The following is a 26,080-nucleotide window of genomic DNA, read 5'->3' as shown; positions in this document are numbered from 1 at the left end:
AAAATAGAATTATGATAAAAAGATGAGGAGAATTTATGATTAAAGTTTATCTCACTGGCTCTTGTTCATCGTGCAGAAAGGCAAGGAAATGGCTCAAAAAAACATCAGCTTGAATTCACAGAAGTGAATTTGGGGACGACAGCTTTGGAAAAAGAGGACATCATCAAGATTTTATCTTTGACTGAAAATGGCTTAGAGGATATTATTGCGATACGAGGAAGAGCTTATACAGAGCTGGTTCACGATTTCGATACCTTGGGTCTGGAAGAAGCTTACTCTTTGATTCAAGAAAAACCCCGTCTGTTGAAACGTCCACTTATTTTTGATGAAAATCGTCTTTTAATTGGTTTTAATGAAGAAGGAATTCGGACTTTTATTCCGCCAGAAGTTCGAAAAATAGAGTTGCGAGAGAGATTGGTATTAGTCTAATTTCTATGGAAAAAACCTGTCAGTTGCTGACGGGTTTTATTTTTTTGTTTTAAAAGTTTTCTTGGGTTGTTGTAAGATGTCGAATTACGATTATTTTTGTATATCTTTGGAAAAGATAAGGTTTTTACGGTAATATATAAGTAACGATAAATAATCTAAATGAAACAATGGCTGTTCACACTATAAATTCAAACTTTCTAATTAAGGAGTAAATTAAGCTAGAGAGGGGACTGTATAGGATGAGTCTATTGCAACACAAAGGTGCTTTATTTTATCATTCGATTCATGAAAAAAAAGTGACTCATTTTAGAGCGTGGAAAAAAGGTAAGACGTGGCTCTATCTGGGTATGACGTTAGCTCTCTTTGTGGGTGCTATCAGTCCCGTAGCTCTCCCCTTCATGGGAGATGACGGAATGCTAACGGTCAGAGCAGCAACGACCTCATCTGCCACCTTAGTTCCAGGGCAGGCTTATGATACAGGCAACCATACTTCCTCGAACGGTCAAGTCAATCAAACCAGTAATTATACAACAGGTTCTACAGATGGCCATACCGTGACGAATGGAAATTGGTTTGACCTAGTCAATGATACAGCAAGTACAGTAGGTTATGCGACTTTTAATGGAGCTGTTGATACTTCACAAGCATTTTCAATGTCTGCTCAAATCAAGATCGATGACGGTACACTCGGAAACTGGCATAATACAGGGGATGCTTTAGGATTTGTCCTAACACCAGCTAGCTCTAGCCAGTTGGCAACAAATGTCAAAACAGCTACTGGAGCAAACCTCGGAATCAATGGCTTAGCAAACTCTGTATTTATTGGACGTGACTTATACTCTAACATTTCCAATCCTGCGGATGTTGACGGAACAACTTCAAATGGCTGGGTGGCAGGTGGTGGTTCTGTTATTGCGATTCGAAATACAAACAGTACAGGTGCTCTACAAGGTGCGGACTATTCTTCACTGGGATCTAGTGCGACTGGTACAGGGAACCAAAATACAACGAACGGTACGGCCTACATGGATGCGCCTGACGATACTTACACTTTAGGAATCAAAACAGGGACACCCTCACAGGTAACAGAGGCTATCTCTATTTCGTGGACTCCTGATGCTACAAATACAGCGCCGGCTGGTTTGATCTCTGGGACATTGAGTTTTACCTTAACTCCGCAAAATTCAGGAAATGCAACAAAAACGATAACGACTCACCTCAATTTGCAAGATGCCATAACCTTTGGATTCTTGGGAGGAACTGGAGGTAACTACGGTAATCTATCTGTTAGTTTGAATAGTTCCACAGGAACCTTAGTAAAAGGGACGTCGACGGTCAATGTCAATTACATCAATGCCATTACCAATCAAGCCATAGCTAGTATGCCGCTTTCTACGATTAAGGCCAATATCTACGATACTATTGGCGTGGTGGCAACTAGTCCAAATGCCGCTGATACTTACGATTATACGGCACCAACTGTTCGAGGCTATACGATAAGTACGATTAGTTCCCCTGTTCAAGTCCAAAACTACACGAGCGGATCGACTAATCCAAATGCTATTAATGTTTATTATAGTCCAAATACGAATGACAGCTCTACTTTTAATTTTACAGGAAGTGCGACAGCAGTCACAGCCCAGACTTACACTTCGGTCACGACTGATAGTGCCATGCCAAGCAGTCTGAGCTCGGATTTGACGGCTAAAGTGCCAGCTGGTTATTATATTTCAGCTATCAAATCTACTAATGCTGCTTATGACGGATCGACTGATGCAGGGGTTACAGGGAGCACAACGGCGGCAACGTTATCCGCTTTCCTAGCTGCTCATCCTAATGAATATAATATAGATAGCACTGGTACAGCTTACAATTACCAAGTGACCTTAACTCCACTGACGCAAACAGCAACATTCACCTACAATTGGGCGACGAATACACCCGGTACCAATGGCAACGCAGGGGCCTTGATTCCTTTTGGCAATCCAGCAACAACCAGCTTGCTAGGGAGCAGTGCTGAAACAGGGGGCACAGATAGTAGCATTGCTAATCCAAATCCAAATTTACCAATTTGGACGACTGCACCAACAGCAACGGCCAATCCATTTGCGGCTTCAGTGCTCAGCAATAACTTGGGCTGGCAATTGACTAATCCTGTCACGCAAACAGCGCTGGGAAGTTATTCAGGAAGCCCTTATGAAGTAGCAACGAGTGCAACGGACAAGGCAGGAACGACTACAACAGCAATTAAAAATGGAAGCAGTACAGGTCAGACCTTTGAGAGCTCTGGGAACGCTACCAATGTAAGCATGTCGGCTGATCCCCTGACTTATTATCTCACTAACAGCAGCACCAACACTTATCAGGCTGGTGGAAATACGTTCAGCACGCAGGTTTTGCCTAACAGCACTAACCTGATTTGGACGACGTTAGCAGTTGATTCATCTGGAAATCCGCTGACTGATGATCCAAATTTTGGTGAAAGTGGTAGTCCAAGCAGAGGATATTTTGCTAATCAAGGGGATGTTATCTCTAACCAACTGGCTGGAAGTCCTTTAGCTGACGAAACTTCATCAGCCACGATAGCACTTAATGCCACAGTACAAGGATTGACCAATGTCAATGGCTCAGGTAAAACTTATTATCTGACTGGAGGTTACAGCTATACTGACGACACTGTCAGTAGCAAAACGGCCACAAAAGCTTACAACACGTTGACTCATTATGCGACTTGGTCAGATTTGCTTGCAGCACACCCTAATGTGACAAGCTCTGATCCTGTCATTGCTATGGAAGTTGCGCTTGACCAAACGCAGCTGATAAGTAAAGCAGAAGATGAGATTACAGTTGGAACAACTTACAATCCTGTCAGTGATTTGACCGCAGGGCTTGATCGTGACGGAACCAATGCAGACAATGCTTTTTCAACGGTTAATGGACCTGTCCAAGTCAAGATTACTGATAGCTCAGGAAATGTTATTGACGCAGCAAATGTTAGCAGTAAAACAGGCACTTACACCGTGACCTACACCGCCCTCAATGGCGCAGGCTATACCGCGTATCAAAAATGGCTGCTGACCCATGCTGACGGCTCCGTCAGTGATTATCTAGCGACATTGTCAGCTGACGAAAATGCTGACCAAACGGTCAGTAGCACCACGCTTCTTACAGTAACTGATGACACAGCCCTGAGCAGTAACAGCCAGCACACAATTTCTAAAATCCTCGACTATCAGCCAGAAAGCGATCTAATCAGTGCCTTTGATGCTGACGGACAAGATAATGACAGCAATAAAAATACTGTCAATGGAAATGTCGTTCTCGTCAGCATTACGGACAAAAATAACCAGACGGTCTGGCAAGGCTTATCTACGGATACCTTACCAGCGAATACTCTGAGCGCAGGGACTTACACCGAACATTACACTGCGCTCACTGGTACGGGACAACTCGCTTATCAAAATTGGCTGACGACCCATACTGACAGCTCTGTCAGTGAATATTTAACGACGCTGACGAGTGACGAGCGCGCTGCAAATACTGTCAGTACCTTCACCCAGCTTGAGGTCATATATTTTGAACTACCACATGCAGGGGGTCTTGGTTTGAGTACGCTTTTAGCGCTTGCCACACTCTGTGGCTTCTTGTCACTTTCAGGACTGGCATGGCGAAGCAGAAAGGAGGATCAGTAATTTTCATAACTTCTTTTGATTCGATAGTGTTACCAGCAATACTTACAGGAAAGGTAGGCGAACAGAAATGACCTTAAAACGACTCCATAAAAAGTTCAATATCGCAAGTATTTTATTAATCTCTGCCACGACCTTTACAGGCTTTAGCGCACCGTTGGTCTTGGCGGATATTACGGGCACAGGAACAGGCTCTATCGTCATTGATGCCCAACAAGCAGCGCCCAGTAAAGATACTTCTGGCAATGTGACCAATTATCCAGGGACGACCAATGATGGTTCGGACCAAGCGAGCTTAGATACATCAGGTGTAGCAGGTGATGGGACGGGCAATACCAATGTTGGTGGAGCAGCCACCCCCGATGCTGTCGGTGGTGTCTATGGGATGGCGAATGTCTCCTTCCATGTCCAATCCATCGTTGCAGCTGATGGGAAAACGCCAGGGGATATGTCAGCGACTGACAGCTCGACTTACCAAACTGGACCCAATGGTGACACGACGATAACTACTGACAGTACAGGCATTGCTACCGCAACGAGTCTCCCTGATGGCTATTATCTGATCCACGAAACAACACTTGTTGGCGGGATTACGCCGATTGCTGATTTCATTGTCCAAGTCGTCAATGGCAATACGACCAAAGTTTATCCTAAACTTAGCTTGACCACGGCAAATAATAATACAGGAACGGAGGTTAATCACGACACTAATCCCATTGATGGCTCTGCCATTCCTGTAAAAAATGGTGCCACAAATGCCGATTGGTCGCCCAATAATGAAACGACAACAGCTGCCGAAGGAAAGCAAGTAGACATGATTTTAACCCCAACCTTCGATGCCTCGATGATGACTACCGAAGCCATTGCCAATGGTGCAGCAAATTCAACTGCCAAATACATCATCACAGAAAATATCGACAAAGGTGTCACTGTAAGCAGCAGTGGAATCACGATTGATGGCTTGACGTCAGGGACAGACTACACGACTACAGTGACAGGTGGCTCTGGCTCGCCATCAGTTGTGACGATTACACTAACTCCTGCAGGGATTGCTAAGGCGGCAGCATTGACAACAGATGGCGATGCTACAGCGGCAAATACCCAACTGAAAGTGACCGTCCCAACTACCGTTGACTCGGATTTTGTCGGAACGGTCAACTCCACCTATACCACAACGGTGACCAATGCCTACGGAACAACTCTAGATAACACTGACACGTCAACGACTAAAGAAACGATCAATGTCGCTGGTGGACAATTAATCAAAGAAGATGCTTCGACAAAAACACCACTTGCAGGAGCAGAATTTACAATTGTTGCTGCAGCTAGTGCCGCTGATGCGGTCGCCGTAGCAGGAGGTGATACGAGCAAAGGCACTATTGTCGATAGCACAGCAGCCAATCACACTACAGCTAGTACAGGCATGACGACCTTTGAAGGCTTGAGTTTACCTGTTGGGACCACAGGAGACGGCACAGCAACCACAGACGGAGTGACTTACTGGGCAGTTGAAACCAAGGCACCCACAGGATATCAGCTACCAAGTGGTAGCGCATCAGCCACTCAGTTGACTGTCTCAACAGGTAGCTCTCCTTTGTCAAACGTCACAATTGACAATAATCGGACACTGGATTTACCCTTCACTGGTGGGCAAGGAATTTTGGGAATTCTTGTACTATCAGGCATGATCGGAACAGCAGCGTTCTTGATTCGTCGTCACCAAACGACCGATGAAGAAGCCAGCTACTAGGGCTTCATTTTGAGAGGATTATTATGAAATTTATTCAACACAAGGCCTCTCAAAAACAGCAGAGGCCAAAGAAAAAACGCCGTCTTATCCTGCGCAATGCTCTAAGTATTCTGCTAGCAATTATTGCTCTAGGGTTGCTTTTTTATCCAATCGTGGTAAATTTCATGGTGGCTCAGCAAAATCTTACAACCATTCAAAACTATCGCGCACAAGTCAGTAAAATTCCCGCCCAAAAAGAGCATGAACTCTTGGCTAGCGCAAGATTATACAATGAATATATCTATGCTGTTAGTCAAGGTGTTGCCTTCAAGAAGGCTCTCCCTGATTATAACAAGCAGCTATCCCTCGATGAGAGTGGGATGATGGGTTATATCGCGATTCCACAAATCAATGTCCGGAATGTTCCTATTTATCACGGAGATTCTGAAAAGATTCTTTTTGCAGGTGTCGGTCACATCCCACAAACCAGCCTCCCCATCGGTGGGATAAATACGCACGCCGTCCTACCGGCCCACTCTGGTCGAGTAAATAATACGCTCTTTACAGAACTCGATAAACTTAAACTTGGTGATGTTTTCTATTTGAGTGTTCTCGATTTAGACTTAAAATACAAGATTGATAATATCAAAGTAGTGGATCCCAAAGATATTTCGTCGCTCAACGTGATCAAAGGTAAAGATCTGGTGACGCTTGTCACTTGCTATCCGACAGGGATAAATAATAAACGCCTCTTGGTCACAGGGGAGCGTGTTCCCTATAACCAAAAGCTACCTAGTGAAGCAATCAACAGAAACTCATTTGGCTATAATTTCTGGGTCATGCTAGCATCTGGAGTATTAGCGCTTTTAGGGTTGCTCATTGTCCTCTATTGGCTTTTCGCCAACAAGCGCCCCCTTTACCAAGTTAGTTTGGAAAAATTAGAAAAACCAACACTAGCCCATGACAGTTTGAGAGGAGATTTTGGAGCGGGTTTCTACTTGGTCACAAGCAAATCAGTCGCTATTGCACAGGCAGAAAAAATATATCCTGATCAGCCCCTTTACCTGAACGTTTATCGTTTGAGAAAACATAAAGAGCTGTCACGTTGGATTTTTAAAAATAAAAGTGAAAACTGGGAAAAATATCTGTCAAAAGTAAAAAATTCAAATTTCGTGGATAAAGAACATGAGTTGATTATTGGACCGCACCCAACCGCAAGAAAAGCGCAACAATATTGTCTAAAATCCACAAAAGCTCTTGCCCACCTCCGTTATCTCAAGAGCATTCCCCTCAGAAAAGGAAAGGAGCAATCATGATGCACAAAATGAAATATAGCTGGATGATTTTACTCCTTTTTCTGGGAAATGTTGTGTTTACAAAAAATAGTTTAGCTGAAGAGGTACATACCCAACAGCTAGTCATCGTCAAATATGGATTGACTGCTGGTGCAACGGGCTTTATCCCCTCACAAACAACTGATGATGGGCAGAAAATCAATAATCTTCCAATTGATAATCTAGGCAATCAATTGTCGCCGATAGCTGGAATTCATTATATTGTACAGCAGTTTGTCCCAACAGGAGCAGCTCGTGATGTAGCGACGGAAAATCTCAATCCTTCGACTTATCGTTTAGTTGGAAGCCCACAAGAATTAGTCACTGATAAAAACGGTATGGCGACCATGATGTTACTGGATGGTGACTATTTGATTAGTGAGCAGCCAAATCCGATGCTCAAACTTTCACAAGCTTCGCCTCCCGTTGTGGTGAGGTTGCCCTTGCCTGACTCCACAGGTATAGAGACTAAAGATACTGTTTATCTGTATCCCAAATCGAGCGTAGATCCAGCAGAATTTGAAGCCTTTGAAAAAAGAGGAATTTCACAGAAGACGGGGAGAAAAGAGACGAAAAAATTGAATGTTTTTCAAAAATATCTTCCAAAAACAGGAGTGAAATTTTCACTACTGATTGCTTTAGGAGGTGCTTTACTTTTGTTGGGCGATATTTTATTGGTAAAGAAATGGAAAAGATGAAATCGTGAGAAAGTTTTTAAGGCAGTGGTTTTAATTTGAGTGGAGAGCAGATGCTCTCTTTTTTAAAGCAACATAAATAATGAAAATCACAAAAAACGGACTTGAAATGGTATAATGAAGGGATACGCGTCTGCTAAAGTCAGGCAATAAAGAGTAAAGAAAAATAAAGATGAAGTGAAAGCTTCAGCTTTTATAAAAGGATTAGGAAACATGATTTTACTGCAAGGAAATGGAATCGCACGAACATTTGGGAGCGATGTTTTATTTGAAAATATCAATTTTAGTTTGCAAGACCATTCACGGATGGCTTTGGTTGGACGAAATGGTGCGGGAAAATCAACCTTGCTTAAAATTATTGCGGGGGTTGAAGAAGCAAGTCAAGGAACAATTTCTAAAATTAAAGAATTGACGATGAATTATTTGGCTCAGGATACGGGGCTTCGTTCAGAGCGGACGATTTTTGCTGAAATGCTGACTGTTTTTGAGAGTTTGCGCCAATTGGAAAAGCAGTTGCGCCAAATGGAAGAGCAAATGGGAGAATTGACTGGCGATGACTTATCGGCTCTTATGGAACGCTATGATGCTTTATCAGAACGTTTTCGTGCGCAAAATGGTTTTACTTATGAAGCTGAAATTCGCTCAGTCTTGAATGGTTTTCGTTTTGACCAAACCATGTGGGAGCGGGAGATTTCTAGCTTATCGGGTGGTCAAAAAACACGACTTGCTTTAGCGAAAATGCTTTTGGAAAAACCACAACTTTTGATTTTGGATGAACCAACGAACCATTTGGACATCGAAACGTTGGCTTGGTTGGAAAATTACCTGAAAAACTATGATGGAAGTTTGTTAATTGTTAGTCATGACCGCTATTTTTTGGATAAAGTAGTCAATGAAGTTTTGGAATTATCACGTGGTGAATTGACACGTTTTTCAGGAAATTATTCACGTTATGTAGAGCTGCGAGAACAAAAATTGCTACTCGAAATGAAGAATTTTGAAAAGCAACAGAAAGAAATTGCTAAATTAGAAGATTATGTAGCCCGAAATTTGGTACGAGCATCAACCACAAAAATGGCCCAATCGCGACGTAAGAAATTAGAAAAAATGGCACGCTTGGACGCTCCAACAAGTGATGAGAAGTCGGCCCATGTGACTTTTACTCCAGAGAAAACATCAGGAAATGTCGTGTTGACGGTGACGGATGCTGCAGTTGGTTATGAAGATAAGATGCTTGCTGCCCCGATTAATATTGATGAACGTAAAGGTGAGGCGTTAGCGATTGTTGGTCCGAACGGGATTGGTAAGACAACGTTGATTAAATCGATTGTTGGTCAGCTTCCTTTCTTGGCGGGTGAGGCTAAGTTAGGCGCGAATGTCACCGTTGGTTATTATGATCAGGAGCAGGGACGCTTGACTCCCTCTAACACAGTTCTGGATGAGTTGTGGAACGAACATCGTCTGCTTAATGAGGTGGAAATTCGTAATATGTTGGGTGCTTTTCTCTTCAGCGGTGATGATGTGAAAAAGACGGTTGGGATGCTTTCGGGTGGTGAGAAAGCACGGCTTTTACTTGCAAAGTTGGCCATGGATCACGACAATTTCTTGGTTTTAGATGAGCCAACAAATCATTTGGATATTGATTCGCGGGAAGTTTTGGAAAATGCGTTGATTGAGTTTGCTGGAACGATTTTGTTCGTTTCTCATGACCGATATTTTATCAATCGTGTGGCGACAAAGGTTTTGGAAATTTCAGCGCAAGGGAGTCAAGTTTTTCTGGGTGATTATGATTATTATTTGGAGAAAAAAGAAGAAAATGCAATGGAGGCTTCATCTGAAAATGAGGTGAAAACGATCGAAACGGTCGCTCAACAAGATTTTTCAGCACAGAAGGAAGCGCAAAAATTACGACGTAAGGTAGAACGGGAAGTGGCTTCCTGCGAAACTCAATTGTCAGAAATCGAGCAAAAAATTTCTGATTTGATAGCGGAAATGCATGAAAATCCAGAAGATTTTGTAAAACTGGGCGCTCTGCAAGCAGAAATCGACGAGCTCAGTGCCGAAAAAGAGGACATCGAAATGGCTTTGCTACTTGCTATGGAAGAATTGGAAAATTTGGAAGGGTAGCAAGGGCTCAATAAAATAATAAAGATTGACAAAGAAAGAGATAATAGCTATAATAAAAATAGTTATGTCTATGGCATAACTGTCGGTAGGTGAGGCTACCGCAGGGATACGGGTTGCTGCCGCAGAGTCGTGGAGACACGATGAGAGGGCCAACAGTTCATGTCGAAAAACAAGGCATGAAATAGTGCAACAACATTGCCCTGCGGAGCTAAAGCTTGAACGATAGCTTGTAACTGATTCGCTCTATAGTAGTGGTATCTTTTTTGGAATTATTCCCTTGCCTACGTTCAAGTTTTGTAGGCAAGGTTTTTTGTATTTAAAAAAGGAGGTGGAAACGGAAATGGAATCCCAGAGTATTAATAGTCCCGAGCCTGATAGGCCCCCGATAATTAACGTGATAAGAACAATTTTCCGTTTTTATCACCTTCTTTAAAGTGCCTAACGTTTGGGACTGTACACGCAGAAATATTATAGAATATGAGGTACAGACCAATGAAAAAACTTAGAAAAACACTCGAAAACACAAAAAGAGCTACAACATTTGTAGATAACAATGAAATAAATGCAAGATTAGAATTTGCAAAAATGTCTACAAAAGAAGAACTATTTCAAGAATTTAAAACATCGAATAAAGGATTAAGTGACGAACAGGTTGAAATTGCTCGTGAGCAATATGGAGATAACACGATTACTCATGGTAAAAAAACATCACTCATAAAACGACTTTATCAAGCATTCATCAATCCTTTTACTGTTATATTGTTTGTCTTAGCATTAGTTTCGGCTTTTACTGATATTATCTTAGCTGCTCCTGGGGAGAAAAATCCCCAAGGGCTCATCATCATTACTGCTATGGTTTTAATTTCAGGAATGCTGCGATTCGTTCAAGAGACAAGAAGTGGAAATGCTGCTGAGAATCTTTTAAAAATGATTACGACGACGACAAATGTTCATCGCTTGGAATCAGGAAGTCAAGAGATTCCTATTGAAGAAGTTCTCGTAGGCGATATTATCCATCTATCAGCTGGAGATATGGTTCCAGCTGACCTTAGGATTATTCAAGCAAAAGATTTATTTATCAGCCAAGCCTCTTTAACTGGTGAAAGTGAACCAGTCGAAAAATTAGATTGGGCAACAGATGAAAAGAATGATTCAATCACAGAATCAGTAAACCTTGCCTTCATGGGCTCAAATGTCATTTCTGGTAGTGCTTATGGAGTAGTCATTGCTACTGGTGATGCGACCATTTTTGGTGAAATGGCAAAAACTGTAACCGAAGACTCAACTCAAACAACTTTTGAAAAAGGCGTTAACTCAGTTTCATGGGTTCTTATTCGCTTTATGTTAGTTATGGTTCCTTTTGTTTTATTGATCAATGGTTTTACTAAAGGTGACTGGATGGAAGCTGTATTATTTGCTTTAGCAGTTGCTGTTGGCTTGACACCAGAAATGCTACCAATGATTGTGACAACTTGCCTAGCAAAAGGTGCAGTCACAATGTCAAAAGAAAAAACAATCATCAAGAACCTAAATTCTATTCAAAATCTAGGTTCGATGAATATTCTCTGCACTGATAAAACTGGAACATTAACACAAGATAAAGTAGTGCTCATGCGTCATCTAGATATTCATGGGAAAGAGGATGTGCGAGTACTAAGACATGGATTTTTGAATAGTTACTACCAAACGGGCTTAAAGAATCTGATGGATTTGGCAATTATCGAAGGAGCCGAAGCCAAGCAAGATAAAAATCCTGAGCTGGGTGGTCTGAGTAGTAAATATACAAAAGTTGATGAAATTCCTTTTGATTTTGAAAGACGGCGGATGAGTGTAGTAGTAAAAAGCAATACTCATGGAGCGAGTTCAAAAACACAAATGATTACTAAAGGTGCTGCTGAAGAAATGTTAAACATCTGTACTTTGGTTGAAGATGGGGACAAGGTTGTTTCTTTAACTCCTGAACTCAGAGCGTACATTTTAAAAAAAGTTGATGAGCTTAATGAAGAAGGAATGCGCGTGATTTTAGTCGCTCAAAAAACAAATCCTTCTCCTGTTGATATGTTTTCGGTTCAAGATGAGTCTGATATGGTGCTGATGGGTTATCTTACCTTTCTTGATCCTCCAAAAGAATCTACGGCAAAGGCAATCAAAGCACTCAATAAATATGGTGTTTCAGTTAAAATCTTGACGGGTGATAATGATAAAGTCACTCGTTCAGTTTGCAAACAAGTAGGGCTTCCAGTTGATAATACAATTTTAGGTTCTGATATTGACCGTATGGATGATAATGAGCTGGCAAAAGTTGCTAAAGAAGCTGCTGTTTTTGCCAAGTTATCCCCTCAACAAAAAGCCAGAATCGTAACAAGTCTTAGAAATTCAGGTAATAGTGTTGGTTACATGGGAGATGGGATCAATGATGCAGCAGCAATGAAATCCTCTGACGTTGGAATTTCAGTAGATAGTGCTGTAGATATCGCCAAAGAGTCAGCTGATGTGATTTTGTTAGAAAAAGATTTGATGGTTCTGGAGAAGGGAATCATCGAAGGAAGAAAAACTTATGCTAACATGATTAAGTACATAAAAATGACAGCAAGTTCTAATTTTGGTAATATGTTCTCAGTTTTAATCGCTAGTGCATTTTTACCATTTATCCCAATGCTGTCTATTCATATTCTCTTACTTAATTTAATCTATGATTTCTCTTGTACCGCTATTCCTTGGGACAATGTCGATGAAGAATATTTAGTTATTCCAAGAAAATGGGACGCGAGTTCTGTAAGTAAATTTATGCTATGGATTGGCCCAACAAGTTCTGTGTTCGATATTACAACTTATCTCCTAATGTTCTTTGTGATTTGTCCAGCCGCATTTGGATCATTTAACTCTCTTGTTCCTGGAAGTGCAGCATATATGGGCTTTATTGCGCTCTTTCATACGGGCTGGTTTGTTGAGTCAATGTGGACGCAAACTTTAGTGATTCATATGATTCGTACGCCTAAAATTCCGTTTTTACAAAGTCGTGCTTCCACTCCCTTGACTTTCTTGACTTTTATGGGAATTATTGGGCTTACGATTATTCCATTTACAAGTTTTGGGAGTTCAATGGGGTTAATGGCTTTACCGCTGTCCTTTTTCCCGTGGCTAGTTTTAACGGTTCTGATGTATATGATTCTTGTCACTGTGTTTAAGAAAATTTTTGTCTTAAAATATGGGGAGTTACTTTGAGCTGGGTTTTTGGGGCTTGCAAAATTTTGTAAATTTTGTTAAACTGATGGGAAAGAAACTTTTAATTTAGGGTACAAACTGACAACGGTCATTTGTCCCTGTCTTAGCAGAAGCTAGGATAGTCCAGAGAGGCTAGCAAGGTTTGAAATCAGGAAAAATCACTTTTGTAAGTTGCTGACGATTCGTCAGTGATTTTGCAAAATAATTTTGAGTATTTTTGACGCTTGCTAGAATTTCTGGCAAGTGTTTTTTGTTGCTGATCATTTGGTCAAAGTCAAGGAGGAAAATATGTCATTATCAAAAGCAATTGCAGCGGATTTGTTGGAAATCAAGGCGGTTAGTCTTTCGCCAAGTGCGCCATTTACTTGGGCTTCGGGGATTAAATCGCCGATTTATACAGATAATCGAGTGACTTTGGCTTATCCAGAGGTGCGCACACAGATTGAGCGTGGTTTTGCGGATTTAATCCAAAAAGAATTTCCAGAGGTAGAAGTCATTGCGGGAACAGCAACAGCGGGAATTCCGCATGGGGCAATTATTGCGGATTATCTGAAATTACCTTTTGCTTATATTCGCAGCAAACCTAAGGATCATGGGGCAGGCAATCAAGTCGAAGGTCGCGTGAGCAAGGGGCAAAAAATGGTGGTTGTTGAAGATTTAATTTCCACTGGAGGCTCAGTGCTGGAAGCTGTTGCGGCGGCAGAGCGCGAGGGTGCTGATGTGCTTGGTGTAGTGGCTATCTTTACTTATGAGTTGGAGAAGGCGACGACAAAATTTGCTGACGCAGGAGTCAAATTGGCAACATTGACAACTTATTCTGAACTCATTGAACACGCTCAAGAGACCGGCTATGTAACGGCAGATGAGCTGGAGTTGCTCAAGAAATTTAAAGCCAACCAAGACACTTGGCAAGATTAAAAAAATAGAATTAGAGAAGAAAATTTGCTGACGGAAATCTAATTTCCCAGAGAAATTGCTGACGAAAATCAATTTCGGAAGAGAATTTACTGACGGATTTGTAAAAGGCGTGATGTCAGTGAAGTGGGCAATAAAAAAAACCGTCAGTGCTTTTAAGGAGAATAAATGAGCTTACTAATCAAAAATGGTCGCATCATTGACCCCAAATCAGCTTATGATCAAATCGCTGATTTGCTGGTTGAAGGAGATAAAATTGTCAAAATTGGTCCAAATTTGACGGCGCCAAAAGCTGAGGTGATTGATGCAACAGGATTAGTTGTAGCACCGGGCTTGATTGATGTCCACGTCCATTTCCGTGAACCTGGGCAGACACACAAAGAAACGATTCATACAGGGGCCAAAGCAGCAGCAGCAGGCGGTTTTACTACGGTGGTGATGATGGCCAACACTCAACCAATCCTGTCAGAAGCTGGTGTGCTTAAAGAAACGTTGGCGTTAGCTCAAAAAGAGGCGATTCACATCAAGGCGGTGGGTTCAATTACTCAGGCGTTTGACGGGAGCAATTTGACTGACTTTGAAGCCCTTTTGGAAGCAGGGGCGGTAGGATTTTCTGATGATGGGATTCCCTTGACAAATGCTGGAGTTTTGCGGCAAGCGCTGCAAAAAGCTCTAAAAACCAATAGTCTCTTATCGATTCATGAAGAGGATCCTAATCTTATCGGCACTTTGGGTGTTAATGATGGTGAAGTGGCGCATCAATGTGGCTTTACAGGCGCGCCAACTGTATCAGAGTACAGTATGCTTGCGCGAGATGCTATGATTGCTTATGAAACAGGCGCGCGTTTGCATTTGCAACATTTGTCAGCGGGCGAATCAGTCGAACTTGTCCGCTTTGCTAAAAAATTGGGAGCGAAAATTACTGGAGAAGTAACTCCTCAGCATTTTTCAATCACTGAACAAGCCGTATTAGAGCAAGGGACAAACGCCAAACTCAATCCGCCTTTACGCCGGCAAACAGATATTGAGAAAATCATTTTGGGACTTCAAGACGGAACGATTGATATCATCGCAACCGATCATGCCCCACATACTCATGAAGAAAAGGCTGTCGCTCTCCAACAAGCTCCTTCTGGAATGATTGGTTTGGAAACCTCATTACAACTTGGTTTGACGCATCTGGTCGCACCCAAACATCTGACTTTGATGGAGTTATTGCAAAAAATGACGACTAATCCAGCGGATCTTTATCAGTTTGATGCGGGTTATTTGGCTGAAAATGGTCCTGCGGACATTGTTTTATTTGATAGCGAAAATGATTATCAAGTGGCAGAGACATTTGATTCTAAAGCGACAAATTCGCCTTTTATCAATCAAAAAGTACGCGGTCAAGTCAAATACACGATTTGCAATGGAAAAATTGTCTACACACAAAAATAAAAGGCGCTACGGCGCTTTTTTGTTGTCTTGAGGAGCAAGTTTAGACAATTTTCCACAGCAAAATTGCGGTGGATTTGTTATAATGGGTTTATGGATTATTACGATGAATATAGCAAAGGACATTTGGTTTTGCCCAGTTTAATTTTGGCGCATTTTAGCCAACTTTTTCCCTCGGCTTTTGATTTTTTAGTGTGGCTTTATTTTTTTGAAAATCGAGAAATTGCACCAAGTGAAATTGCGACACGGACAGGAAAAAATCTAACTGAAGTCAACCAAGCAATTGATCATTTGGCAAAATTTGGGGCAATGAAGGTAACGTTGATTGAGATTGACGGAGAAACAGAAACCTTTTTTGACATCAGCCCTGTGTTCAAACGCTTAGATGAATTGACACATTCAACTCAGCAAAGTCAGCCACTTTCAGAAGAAAAAAATCAAGAAGGTGAAGGGCAACTCAAAGAGCTTGTCAGCATTTTTGAAGCGGAAATGGGGATGATTTCACCTGTGCAACTTGAAGAGCTACGTGCGTGGCTTTTTGAAGATCATTATGAAATGAATCTTATCAAACAGGCTCTCCGGGAAGCTGTGCTCAATCGAAAGGTTTCACTTAATTATATCAAAGCCATCTTACGCAATTGGAAAAATGAAGGGATTCAATCGCTCCAAGCTGTTGAAGAACGGCAATCAGAACGACAAGAAGCTAAGAAAAATCAGCCTCAACAAGATTTCTATATCCCTTTAGACGGCCCTTGGAATAGCTAGATAACAGAATAAAAATTATGTTAAGTAAGAAAAAATATCTTGAAGTTTTAACAATTATTGAAGAAATGTTTCCCCAAGCCCATGGCGAACTCAATTGGGAAACGCCTTTTCAGCTGCTCGTGGCCACGATTTTATCCGCGCAAGCCACAGATAAAGGGGTCAACAAAGCGACACCTGCCTTGTTCGCTGAATTTCCAGATGCACAAGCAATGGCTCAAGCTGACCTTGTGGCCATCGAAAACTTGATTAGGACAATTGGACTCTACAAAACGAAGGCCAAAAACATCTTGCGGACGGCACAACTTTTGACCACTGAGTTTAAAGATGACTTACCTGACTTACCAAGAGATAAAAAATTATTACAAACCTTGCCCGGAGTGGGGCGCAAGACAGCCAATGTTGTATTGGCAGAAGCTTACGGAATTCCAGGGATTGCTGTAGACACCCACGTTGAGCGAGTGTCCAAGCGCTTGGATATTGTTGCTCAAAAAGCCACGGTTTTAGAAGTGGAAGAAAAATTGATGAAAATGATTCCCGAGGAAAAATGGATCCAAGCTCACCATCATTTGATTTTCTTTGGCCGCTACCACTGTACCGCAAAAAAGCCGAAATGTGCAGCCTGTCCTGTGCTTGATTATTGTAAATTTGGAAAGAACTACTTAAAAAATGAATGAAATTAAACTTTCGAAACGTTTGAAAATGGTCGCAGGTTTTGTGGCTCCTCAGGCAAGAGTTGCAGATATTGGCTCTGACCATGCTTATTTACCGACTTATTTGGTGCAGAGCGGGCAGATTAATTTTGCTCTTGCTGGCGAAGTGGTCAAAGGCCCCTTTGAAATTGCTCAAAATCAGGTCAATGAAATGAATTTACAGCAGCAGATTGAAGTCAGACTAGCCAGCGGTCTAGCAGCAATTGAGCTGACGGATCAGATTGATACCATCGTGATTGCTGGCATGGGTGGAATTTTGATTTCGGAAATCCTTGATGCTGGTCAGGAAAAATTAGCGCCAGTAAAACGGCTGATTTTGCAACCAAATAATCACGAGGATAGCTTACGTCAGTGGCTTTTTGATCATCACTTTATGATTAAAAATGAAGCAATCTTGCTAGAAGCTGGAAAATTTTACGAAATTATCGTTGCAGAGCCCTCAGAAATTTCCGTCAGCAAAATCTCTGTTCCGTCAGCAAAATCTCTCATGTTTGGCCCCATCTTGTCAGAAGAAAAATCAGAAGTTTTCCAGCAAAAATGGCAAAAAGAACTAACGACCTTACATAAAATTTTAGAACGTTTGCCAGAAGAGCAAAAAGAAAAGCGTCAGCAAATTCTCCAGCAAATCAGCGAAATTACGGAGGCTATCCAGTGAAAATTAGTGAACTGTTAGCAAAATATGAAACATTTTGTCCTAAAGAATTGGCCGTAGCTGGAGATCCTGTCGGTTTGCAAGTCGGCAATCCTCACCAAAACTTATCCAAAGTTTTGGTCACTTTGGATATTCGAGAGCAGACCGTCCAAGAAGCGAAAGCATTGGGTGTTGAGTTAATTATCGCGAAACATCCCCTGATTTTTCGTCCATTGAGCGCGTTGACAAGCTTAGATAAGCAACAAAAATTAGTTCTTGATTTAGCTGCCGCAGGGATTGCTGTCTATACCAGTCATACCAATATTGATGTAGTAAACGGTGGGTTAAATGATTATTTTTGTCAACTTTTCAATCTAAGTGATGTTGAAATTTTAGATGACGATGAAGGAGTGGGGCGGATTGGAAATCTTGCGCCAACCAGCCTTCTAGCGTTGAGTGAGCAAGTCAAACAGGTCTTTGGTTTAAAACACCTGCGTTTGGTGACCTATGAACACGATTTGAATCAAAAAATTTCTCGTCTAGCTCTTTGTGGAGGATCGGGCGGCAAATTTTGGGAAAAGGCCGTAGAAAAAGGCGCCGACGCCTATCTTACTGGAGATATTTATTACCACGTTGGTCATGATATGCTCTCGGCAGGGCTTGTAGGGATTGACCCAGGCCACTATATTGAACAAGCATTTATTCCGCTTGTGGCCAATAAACTTCGCGACTTTGCGCCAAGTTTGACCATTTTTGAGAGCCAAGCAGCAACCAACCCCTTTTATGATATTTAAAAAAAGACCATCAGGTCTTTTTCATTTAGAAAATGTTGCCTAAGCGACAACTGTTTTTTTATCTCGAAAATCAACAATCAAGAGATTTGAACTGAGCAATTCAGCCGTGCTTCGCAACTCAATCAAGTTGTAAGAAGGGTTAATCACTGTGGACATTTCATCTTGGAAGAAGTAAGTCCCATAAGCTTTATAGTAAATCGGTCCAAATTCTGAATCAATCGTAGCGTCAAAAACATCAGGAACAGTCCCCTTGTCCACGGCAACAATCCGATAACGTGAAATTCCGCCTGCGCAAGCATCCACTGCCTCAAGCTTTTCGCTCAAACTGTGATCAAAATCAAAGACCAAATCTACATCGCCGAAAGCTTTGATTTTTTCAGCTGTTTTTTCATCAAATGTAATTTTCATTTTATACCTCCGCTTATGTAAGAAAATGTCAATCTTATCTATAACCTGATTATAACATTTTCAAAGCAAAGGGTCATCTGTTATGTTTACAATTGTTTTCTTAAAGTTCGTAATCTTTAAGAACCCATTCATTGATAGCGTGGGCAACACCAGATTCAGCATTAGATTTTGTGATATATTTGGCGATTTTTTTCAATTCAGCCTTACCATTTTCCATCACAACAGGATTTCCAACGACCTCAAGCATTGCACGGTCATTTTCCTCATCACCGATTGCCATGACCTCATCCATATCTAGGTAAAGTTTTTCAGCCAAATGTTTAACAGCAGAGCCCTTGCTGGCTTTTTTATTCATAAATTCAAGATAGTAAGGCGTTGATTTGACCATGTTATAACGCTCAAAAAACTCAAAAGGTAAGTAAGCAATCCCATCGTCAAGCGCCTCTTGTTCATCAACCATCATTACTTTGGCAATTTCTAACGCTGCAATTTCTTCAGGTTGGCGGAAATAAAGTGGCATTTTAACCATTTGAGCTTCTTGAACCGTATATTTACCCAAATCACGATTAGACGTATAAATTCCTTCGCGAGTAATAGCGTGAATTGGCAAACCAATTTTACGGGCTGCGGCGTCTAAATCAAGCCAATCCTCTGCACTCAAGGTTTCCTTGATAAATTCTTCGCCCGTTGCTCTTTGAACCAACGCGCCATTATAAGTAATTACATAATCGCTTTGATCAGTTAAATCAAGTGCTTTAAGGATATCAATCACGCCAGGTAGAGGGCGCCCAGTAGTAATTACGATCTTCACACCGACAGCTTTAGCCTTAGCCACCGCTGTTTTGACCTCCTGTGTAATCTGACGATTAGGGTCAAGTAAAGTTCCGTCAAGGTCAATAGCAACAAGTTTAATCATAGTTTTCTCTTTCTAATAATGTTCTTTTTTATTTTTCAAATGATAGCTCAGACCAGAGGTTCATTATTGATGGTTTCATCAAGCAAAAGTTGCTGGCTGTCTTGCTCAGAAGTCTTCTTAGTCGTCGTTGTCACCTCAGCAACAAAGCTATCATTCACAATATGCTTACTAAAATCAGGATTTTCCAACATTATTTTTGGAAAATAAAAGCGACTATTTCCATGAATCGTACCCGTCAAACTTTTAATCAACGGCGAGATTGCGGACAATTCGGTCAATGAACCATTGTTTTGTAAAATTTTGATTTCAGTTCGAGGGCGTTCCGAGCTTGGGCGATAAAAATCATAAGGTAAATCATAGTTGCTGTGAATCCCCGTATAATACTCTGGATCAAAACCAGCAGCTTCCACCAAATCTGCCAAAACGGTCAACTGTTCAGCACCCACCTTGTCTCGATCAAACTTAATCGACTTTAACAAATGACGATTGATGTAAGCCGTCGCCAAATCAGATAAAATCGAATCAGGATGATTCATCCACGCTTGAAAATAAGTGTTCATTACCCCATCGTCCAGTCGCAAATAATTCTGCAAATTAGCTTTTTGTTCAAAAAAAGGAACGAGACAGGGACTATTTAAAACAAAATAATCAGGATTTTGAATATAGAGCACTTTTGCACGAGCCAAAAGCTTTTGGAGAAGGACTTCCATAGAACGTGAAGCAGCATGAAAATAAACTTGCATATACATCTGATAACGGCTTACGATATAATCTTCAACAGCGTGCATCCCTGAATATTTAAAAGCAATTCCGTTTTCCGTAGGGACAATAACGCGTAAAATCCAAGTCAAATCAAATTGCCCATACACAGCTCCTGTAAAATAAGCATCCCTCAATAAATAATCCATACGGTCAGCATCAATTTGACTGGAAATCAACTGTACAACCTGCGGATTAGGATATTTGTGCGAGATGACAGAGGCTACTTTTTCAGGAAAATCAGGAGCTACTTTACGTAAAACGGCATTGATTTCCGTATAGGAAGAAGTGATAATTTCTCTTGTCATCGCCTCATGATCGGTATCAAATAAGCCCTCAAAAGTATGCGAGTAGGCTCCGTGACCGACATCATGCAAGAGAGCAGCACATTGAGTCAATAAATTTTCGTCAGGATTCCATTCCAAAGGAAAAGTCAGACTAAAATAATCAGTAATCCGTCTTGCGATATGGTAGACGCCCAGACAATGTGAAAAGCGGGTATGCTCAGCCCCATGAAAAGTAAAGCTAGAAGTTCCAAGTTGCTTAATTCTTCTCAACCTCTGAAACTCAGCCGTATCAATCAATTCTGAAATTACAGAATCTGTTACGGTAATATAGTCGTGTACCGGGTCACGAAAGACTTTTTCCAAAGCAAACCTCCTTTTTAGCTAAAAAGGACTTAAAAACACGGAGTAATCAAGCAAACAAATTCAGCCTTATTTCTTTATATTATACCTTATTTTACGCTAAAATGCAGAGGCTTATTATTACTTAAGCTAGAGAGCTTGGTACGATATTTTTATTATTTCTTAAAATGTAGTAAAATATGCTTATGAAAATAACGATTAGAAACCGAATAAAAATTGATCATCAAGAAGAATTGATCAAAGAAAGTTATCCTGTTGAATTAAAAAAAGGAAATTCAGCGACTATGCTCAGGTATCAAAATGCCACTGGAGAAAAAATTCTTTTGAAATTCGATGAGCAGGCACTCACCATGACCCGTTTTTCCACACCGCCAGTAAAAATGCATTTTCACCCTGAAAATCCAAGTGTAACCAACTACGAAGGTTTAGGAGAACTTTCTCTTTCAACTCAGACACTAAGCATTGATCCTGAACAACAAAAAATCAAGATTAGTTACCAGCTTGCTCAACAAGGTTTGAAAATTGGTGACTACCACCTACGTATTGACTGGACAGATGAAGAAGGAGACAAATGAGTAAAATTTATTTACCTAAAGAATTGTACGATAGGCTTCAACTCAAAGAAAATGAAGAAATAGAAGTGATTGATTTGGCTGAGGATAGTTTTACCTTGCGAAAAATCAATACAGAAAAATCGGATACAGCAGCAACTTGGTTTATCATTCCTACTTTGATTTCGGTTTTGATTTTCTTTGGGTTTGCCTTCTTTTTTGCTCATCCAGACGCGATTCCCTTATCGGGTAATCAGTCCTTGGCAACAGCGGTGATTACTATTGCGAATGCTCTAGGGATGCTGACTTTTATTAGTGCTTACTTTGCTCGGAGAAAAACCTTTTATCGGCAAATGACTCAACGGATTTACTGGAGAACTTTTGCAACAGTGACGGTGTCGGTTTTATTGATTGTCATCCTTGCAACAATGGGACTTTTTTGGTTTTTGGGACAAATTTTTTATGGAGTAAGCTTCGGATTATTCACTTCAACTTTTCTTTTTGCGATTTTTTCAGGAATTATCAACTATGTCATGATTTTTGTCGTTGATACCTTCTCGATAAATGTTATGGTTAATATGCTCTTAGTCGTCTCAATTGGTGGATTTGTGTCAAGTATGGCGACGAATGGGAACCAGTACTGGTGGCAGCGTAATTTTAGCTTGTTAGGTACGCAAGCTTCTGATTCCAGTTGGCAATTTAACTTGACTTTAATTGTTTCGGCAGCTTTATTTGCAGCTTTGGTTGATTATATTTTTGTCTCATTGAGGCAAAAAATTGGTAGTCATTTGCGTCAAAACATCCTTCAAGTCTTATTAACCTTGTGCGCAGTTTCTATTGGTTTGGTGGGCTTAATTCCTAACAATAGTGGTTGGATGCATATTGCCCATGATGTGGTTGCACAATTAATTGTCCTCTTTATGGCAATCTCAATCTTGGGTATCCGCTGGTTTTTGCCAAGAGCTGGCCGTAATCTTTATCGAATGTCCTATCTGATTGTCGCACTCATCTTGATTTCTTATATCTTGTGGCATCCAATTCATTACCTGACTTTAACAGCCTTTGAAATTCTTTCTTTTAGTCTGTGTTTTGCATGGTTATTGCTTTTAGTTAATACGTTAATCAATCTTTTGTGGAATAATCGTAAGATTTATCAAGTCGGAAAAGAGATCAATGAAGAAAATCTTGAAAAAAAGTGACACTTTTGGAAGGTAAGACTTGAAATAATGCTGAAGGAGTGATATAATTATGGAGTTGTCTTTGTGAAATCTCATAAAGTGCAACCGCACGAATTTTCGTAAAAGTGGCGCAAGCCCACGAACTGAGGCGAGTCTAACAATCGCTTGACTTTAAAGCGATGAAATCTAACAAGGAGGAATCACAATGTCAAACTATGCAATCATCAAAACTGGTGGTAAACAAGTTAAAGTTGAAGAAGGTTCAGTAATCTACGTTGAAAAACTCAATGTTGAAGCTGGTCAAACCGTTACTTTCGATGAAGTTATTTTCGTCGGAGGTGAAACAACTAAAGTTGGTGCACCGCTCGTTGAAGGCGCAACTGTTGTTGGTGAAGTTGAAAAACATGGTAAGCAAAAGAAAGTTGTTACTTTCCAATACAAACCTAAAAAACATTCACACCGTAAACAAGGTCACCGTCAACCTTACACTAAAGTTGTTATCAAATCAGTTAACGCTTAATTATGATTGAAGCTTGTATCAGGACAAAAAGAGACAAAATTGTTTCTTATGAAATCTCAGGACATGCTGAATCTGGTGAGTATGGACACGATGTGGTCTGTGCGGCAGTCAGCGTTCTATCGATTACAACGGCAAATAACATCTACGATATGGCAAGCATTAAACCTGTAACCCAGATGGAAGATGGCTATTTATATGTTGAAATCCCTTTGAGCACACCTGAAAAACAAGGCGTATTGGCTCAAGTTTTACTCGAAGCTTTCGCAAATGCGATGAAAGCTGTTGAGAAAAATTATGGTCAGTACATTACACTTAAATTTGAAAATGGAGGGCAATAACATGCTTGAACTTAATCTGCAACTCTTCGCCCACAAAAAAGGTGGGGGTTCTACTTCCAATGGACGTGACTCACAAGCTAAACGTCTCGGTGCTAAAGCATCTGACGGTGAACTTGTAAGCGGCGGTTCAATCCTTTTCCGTCAACGTGGTACACATATCCATCCAGGTACTAACGTTGGCCGTGGTGGCGACGATACTCTCTTCGCTAAAATCGAAGGAACTGTTAAATTCGAAATGAAACGTGGTAAAAAACACGTATCTGTTTATCCAGTAGTGGCTAAATAAGAATTTTGAAGTCTGTCTTTGACAGGCTTTTTTGTTTTTTCTTTAACATATAGGAGATTATTTATAAAAATGAGCTCAGAGGGAGATGAGATTTATCTTAAAATTTGAAATGTGATATAATGTAGAAAAACAAGTTAGATGGAGATCATTTATTTGAATAAAAGTTCACTTGAGTTTAAATTAGAAAATCCTGAAGATGCCAGTCTTATTTTTGGTGTTCAAGATAAGTACTTGAAATTAATTGAGACGCAACTTGGTGTTGAGGTAAATTACCGAGGCGAAATGGTACAGATTTTTGCGGAAGATGAAGCAACAGCACAAAAGGCGCGTAAGGCCTTGCAGGCTTTACAAGTTTTGGTGGGGCGAGGAGTCCCTGTTCATACTTCTGATGTTATTATTGCTATAAAAATGGTGTTAAATGATGATATTGAGAATTTTACGGCACTTTATGAGATTGAATTAACCAAAGATGCACTGGGTAAGCCAATCCGGCTGAAAAATCTTGTGCAAAAAACTTATGTAGACTCGGTCAAGCATCATGATATCGTCTTTGGTATTGGGCCGGCAGGGACGGGTAAAACGTTCCTTGCGGTGGTGATGGCGGTACAGGCTTTGCGAAATGGTGTGGTTAAGCGAATTATTTTGACGCGACCTGCGGTTGAAGCGGGTGAAAGTTTGGGATTCTTGCCAGGGGATTTGCAAGAAAAGGTTGATCCTTATTTGCGTCCGGTTTATGATGCCTTGTTTCAAATTTTGGGCAAGACGGCGACTGAGCGAATGATGGAGCGGGGGATTATTGAAATTGCGCCGCTGGCTTATATGCGTGGTCGAACGCTTGACGATGCTTTTGTCATCCTGGACGAGGCGCAGAATACGACAACGATGCAGATGAAAATGTTTTTGACGCGCTTAGGTTTTAATTCGAAAATGATTGTCAATGGTGATATTTCGCAAATCGATTTGCCAAACAAAGTAAAATCTGGTCTGGTTGACGCACGAGAAAAGCTGAGTCCACTCAAATCAATTGACTTTGTTTATTTCACGGCGAAAGATGTGGTACGCCATCCTGTGGTGGCTGAGATTATTAAAGCTTATGAGGCTAAAGCGGAAAATGCTTGATCATTTAGATGTCAGGGTCAGGGATTTATCGCGTTCGATTGAGTTTTACAAGGAAATTTTGGCACCGCTTGAGATTGCTTTGCGCTCGCAAGATGCGTTCGGGGCTATTTTTGGCGATGAAAAAAATTATATTTGGTTGGGAGAAGGCAAGGTGAAACGGATTCACTTTGCATTCATGGCAAATTCGCGCGCACAAGTCGAGGAATTTTGGCAAGTTGGAGTTGAGTTGGGTGCTAGATTACATTCTGCGCCAGCGCAACAGGAGGCAAATTATTATGCGTGCTACTTGTTTGACCCAGATGGGCATTTGATTGAAGCGGTTTGTCATGAAAAAGGAGATGAAAATGGCTGAGGGTTATGTCATGGGTTTGCGGGAAAAAATTGGTCATGTGCCAATGGTAATTGCTTGCGCCAGTGTGATTATTTACGATGAACAGCGTGGAATTTTGTTGCAAAAGCGGGCAGACAATGGGACTTGGTGCTATCATGGGGGTTCTGTTGAGCCGAATGAACGTGTGGAAGAGGCGGCAAAACGGGAATTGTTTGAAGAGGTCGGTTTGACAGCGGATAAAATGACGCTTTACACTGTTGCCTCAGGGCCTGATCAGCATTTCTTTTATCCGAATGGTGACGAGGTGCATATTGTTGACACCGTCTTTATTTGCAAAGATTTTTCAGGAGAGATGGTACTAGAGCAAGCTGAAGTTGTGGATTGTCGCTGGTTTGCCTTTGATGAATTACCTGATGAAATTTCGCAAGCTACACGGGGGCCAATTTTGCATTTTGCTCAGGAAATGTTGGCGAAAAAATGCTGACGCAACTATTTTTGTGTGAAAATAGACAGAGAAAATGCTGACGTAATTATTTTTGTGTAAAAA

At 41.0% G+C, this 26,080-nt stretch carries 23 protein-coding genes, 1 pseudogene, 1 riboswitch and 1 other annotated feature; of the genes and pseudogenes, 21 read left to right on the top strand and 3 right to left on the bottom strand.

What is annotated here, in order from left to right:
• Positions 1-35: 35 nt before the first annotated feature.
• The 13 genes and pseudogenes from EQJ87_RS02075 to EQJ87_RS02015 all read left to right on the top strand — a co-directional run bounded on the left by EQJ87_RS02075 (position 36) and on the right by EQJ87_RS02015 (position 18,480).
• Positions 36-429 (top strand): annotated as a pseudogene (locus EQJ87_RS02075) (Spx/MgsR family RNA polymerase-binding regulatory protein).
• 239 nt (positions 430-668) lie between these two features.
• On the top strand, positions 669-4,121 hold the full coding sequence (locus EQJ87_RS02070; protein ID WP_130123117.1) for a beta strand repeat-containing protein: 3,453 nt from the start codon (positions 669-671) through the stop codon (positions 4,119-4,121).
• A 67-nt stretch (positions 4,122-4,188) separates the two neighbouring features.
• Positions 4,189-5,868, top strand: coding sequence for a SpaH/EbpB family LPXTG-anchored major pilin (locus EQJ87_RS02065; RefSeq protein WP_130123116.1), 1,680 nt, complete (start codon positions 4,189-4,191; stop codon positions 5,866-5,868).
• Positions 5,869-5,891: 23 nt separating this feature from the next.
• Positions 5,892-7,163, top strand: coding sequence for a class C sortase (locus tag EQJ87_RS02060; RefSeq protein WP_130123115.1), 1,272 nt, complete (start codon positions 5,892-5,894; stop codon positions 7,161-7,163).
• The gene (locus EQJ87_RS02055; protein WP_130123114.1) at positions 7,160-7,879 is read left to right on the top strand and encodes a pilin N-terminal domain-containing protein; all 720 of its coding nucleotides are present in this window, start codon (positions 7,160-7,162) and stop codon (positions 7,877-7,879) included. The genes EQJ87_RS02060 and EQJ87_RS02055 overlap by 4 nt, the downstream gene beginning before the upstream one ends.
• Positions 7,880-8,089: 210 nt before the next feature.
• Positions 8,090-10,003: an ABC-F family ATP-binding cassette domain-containing protein gene (locus tag EQJ87_RS02050; protein ID WP_130123113.1), complete on the top strand. Its 1,914-nt coding sequence runs from the start codon at positions 8,090-8,092 to the stop codon at positions 10,001-10,003.
• A gap of 74 nt (positions 10,004-10,077) precedes the next feature.
• Positions 10,078-10,238: riboswitch (M-box (ykoK) riboswitch) on the top strand.
• Positions 10,239-10,495: 257 nt separating this feature from the next.
• Positions 10,496-13,228 (top strand): magnesium-translocating P-type ATPase, encoded by a 2,733-nt coding sequence (gene mgtA, locus EQJ87_RS02045; protein ID WP_130123112.1) that lies wholly within the window; start codon positions 10,496-10,498, stop codon positions 13,226-13,228.
• A 288-nt stretch (positions 13,229-13,516) separates the two neighbouring features.
• Complete coding sequence (pyrE, locus tag EQJ87_RS02040; protein ID WP_130123111.1) at positions 13,517-14,146, top strand: orotate phosphoribosyltransferase; 630 nt, start codon at positions 13,517-13,519, stop codon at positions 14,144-14,146.
• 165 nt (positions 14,147-14,311) lie between these two features.
• Complete coding sequence (locus EQJ87_RS02035; RefSeq protein WP_130123110.1) at positions 14,312-15,583, top strand: dihydroorotase; 1,272 nt, start codon at positions 14,312-14,314, stop codon at positions 15,581-15,583.
• 90 nt (positions 15,584-15,673) lie between these two features.
• Positions 15,674-16,345, top strand: coding sequence for a DnaD domain-containing protein (locus tag EQJ87_RS02030; protein ID WP_130123109.1), 672 nt, complete (start codon positions 15,674-15,676; stop codon positions 16,343-16,345).
• Between the two features lie 17 nt (positions 16,346-16,362).
• Positions 16,363-17,019 carry an endonuclease III gene (nth, locus tag EQJ87_RS02025; RefSeq protein ID WP_130123108.1) on the top strand — a complete coding sequence of 219 codons (657 nt, stop codon included), beginning with the start codon at positions 16,363-16,365 and terminating at the stop codon, positions 17,017-17,019.
• Entirely contained in the window at positions 17,012-17,710 is a 699-nt protein-coding gene (locus EQJ87_RS02020; protein WP_130123107.1) for a tRNA (adenine(22)-N(1))-methyltransferase, read from the top strand. Before nth ends, EQJ87_RS02020 begins: the two co-directional genes overlap by 8 nt.
• Positions 17,707-18,480: a Nif3-like dinuclear metal center hexameric protein gene (locus tag EQJ87_RS02015; protein ID WP_130123106.1), complete on the top strand. Its 774-nt coding sequence runs from the start codon at positions 17,707-17,709 to the stop codon at positions 18,478-18,480. The genes EQJ87_RS02020 and EQJ87_RS02015 overlap by 4 nt, the downstream gene beginning before the upstream one ends.
• 39 nt (positions 18,481-18,519) lie before the next feature.
• Here EQJ87_RS02015 and EQJ87_RS02010 read toward each other — a convergent pair whose 3' ends face one another.
• The 3 genes from EQJ87_RS02010 to EQJ87_RS02000 all read right to left on the bottom strand — a co-directional run bounded on the left by EQJ87_RS02010 (position 18,520) and on the right by EQJ87_RS02000 (position 21,213).
• Positions 18,520-18,888, bottom strand: coding sequence for an iron-sulfur cluster biosynthesis family protein (locus EQJ87_RS02010; RefSeq protein WP_130123105.1), 369 nt, complete (start codon positions 18,886-18,888; stop codon positions 18,520-18,522).
• 100 nt (positions 18,889-18,988) lie between these two features.
• Complete coding sequence (yidA, locus tag EQJ87_RS02005; RefSeq protein WP_130123104.1) at positions 18,989-19,804, bottom strand: sugar-phosphatase; 816 nt, start codon at positions 19,802-19,804, stop codon at positions 18,989-18,991.
• A 47-nt stretch (positions 19,805-19,851) separates the two neighbouring features.
• Entirely contained in the window at positions 19,852-21,213 is a 1,362-nt protein-coding gene (locus EQJ87_RS02000; protein ID WP_130123103.1) for an HD domain-containing protein, read from the bottom strand.
• Between the two features lie 182 nt (positions 21,214-21,395).
• Between EQJ87_RS02000 and EQJ87_RS01995 the strand changes: the two genes are divergently transcribed.
• The 8 genes from EQJ87_RS01995 (at position 21,396) to EQJ87_RS01960 (ending at position 26,017) form a co-directional block, all read left to right on the top strand.
• The gene (locus tag EQJ87_RS01995; RefSeq protein ID WP_223804484.1) at positions 21,396-21,785 is read left to right on the top strand and encodes a YwiB family protein; all 390 of its coding nucleotides are present in this window, start codon (positions 21,396-21,398) and stop codon (positions 21,783-21,785) included.
• The gene (locus EQJ87_RS01990) at positions 21,782-22,960 is read left to right on the top strand and encodes an AbrB/MazE/SpoVT family DNA-binding domain-containing protein (protein ID WP_130123101.1); all 1,179 of its coding nucleotides are present in this window, start codon (positions 21,782-21,784) and stop codon (positions 22,958-22,960) included. The genes EQJ87_RS01995 and EQJ87_RS01990 overlap by 4 nt, the downstream gene beginning before the upstream one ends.
• Before the next feature lie 72 nt (positions 22,961-23,032).
• Positions 23,033-23,105 (top strand) — a sequence feature (ribosomal protein L21 leader region).
• 39 nt (positions 23,106-23,144) lie between these two features.
• On the top strand, positions 23,145-23,459 hold the full coding sequence (gene rplU / locus EQJ87_RS01985) for a 50S ribosomal protein L21 (protein WP_003130644.1): 315 nt from the start codon (positions 23,145-23,147) through the stop codon (positions 23,457-23,459).
• Between the two features lie 2 nt (positions 23,460-23,461).
• Positions 23,462-23,797, top strand: a complete 336-nt coding sequence (locus tag EQJ87_RS01980) for a ribosomal-processing cysteine protease Prp (protein WP_130123100.1) — start codon at positions 23,462-23,464, stop codon at positions 23,795-23,797.
• A gap of 1 nt (position 23,798) precedes the next feature.
• The gene (gene rpmA / locus EQJ87_RS01975; RefSeq protein WP_003130646.1) at positions 23,799-24,083 is read left to right on the top strand and encodes a 50S ribosomal protein L27; all 285 of its coding nucleotides are present in this window, start codon (positions 23,799-23,801) and stop codon (positions 24,081-24,083) included.
• Positions 24,084-24,221: 138 nt separating this feature from the next.
• Positions 24,222-25,202, top strand: a complete 981-nt coding sequence (locus EQJ87_RS01970; protein WP_130123099.1) for a PhoH family protein — start codon at positions 24,222-24,224, stop codon at positions 25,200-25,202.
• The gene (locus tag EQJ87_RS01965) at positions 25,195-25,554 is read left to right on the top strand and encodes a VOC family protein (protein ID WP_190289022.1); all 360 of its coding nucleotides are present in this window, start codon (positions 25,195-25,197) and stop codon (positions 25,552-25,554) included. Before EQJ87_RS01970 ends, EQJ87_RS01965 begins: the two co-directional genes overlap by 8 nt.
• A complete protein-coding gene (locus tag EQJ87_RS01960) occupies positions 25,547-26,017 on the top strand; it encodes an NUDIX hydrolase (RefSeq protein ID WP_130123097.1) in 471 nt (156 codons plus the stop codon). The genes EQJ87_RS01965 and EQJ87_RS01960 overlap by 8 nt, the downstream gene beginning before the upstream one ends.
• Positions 26,018-26,080: the final 63 nt, after the last annotated feature.

The sequence above is a fragment of the Lactococcus sp. S-13 genome (assembly GCF_004210295.1).
Taxonomy (GTDB): domain Bacteria; phylum Bacillota; class Bacilli; order Lactobacillales; family Streptococcaceae; genus Lactococcus.
Note: the sequence above shows the minus strand (reverse complement) of the source record. Positions and strands in the feature narration are given on the sequence as shown.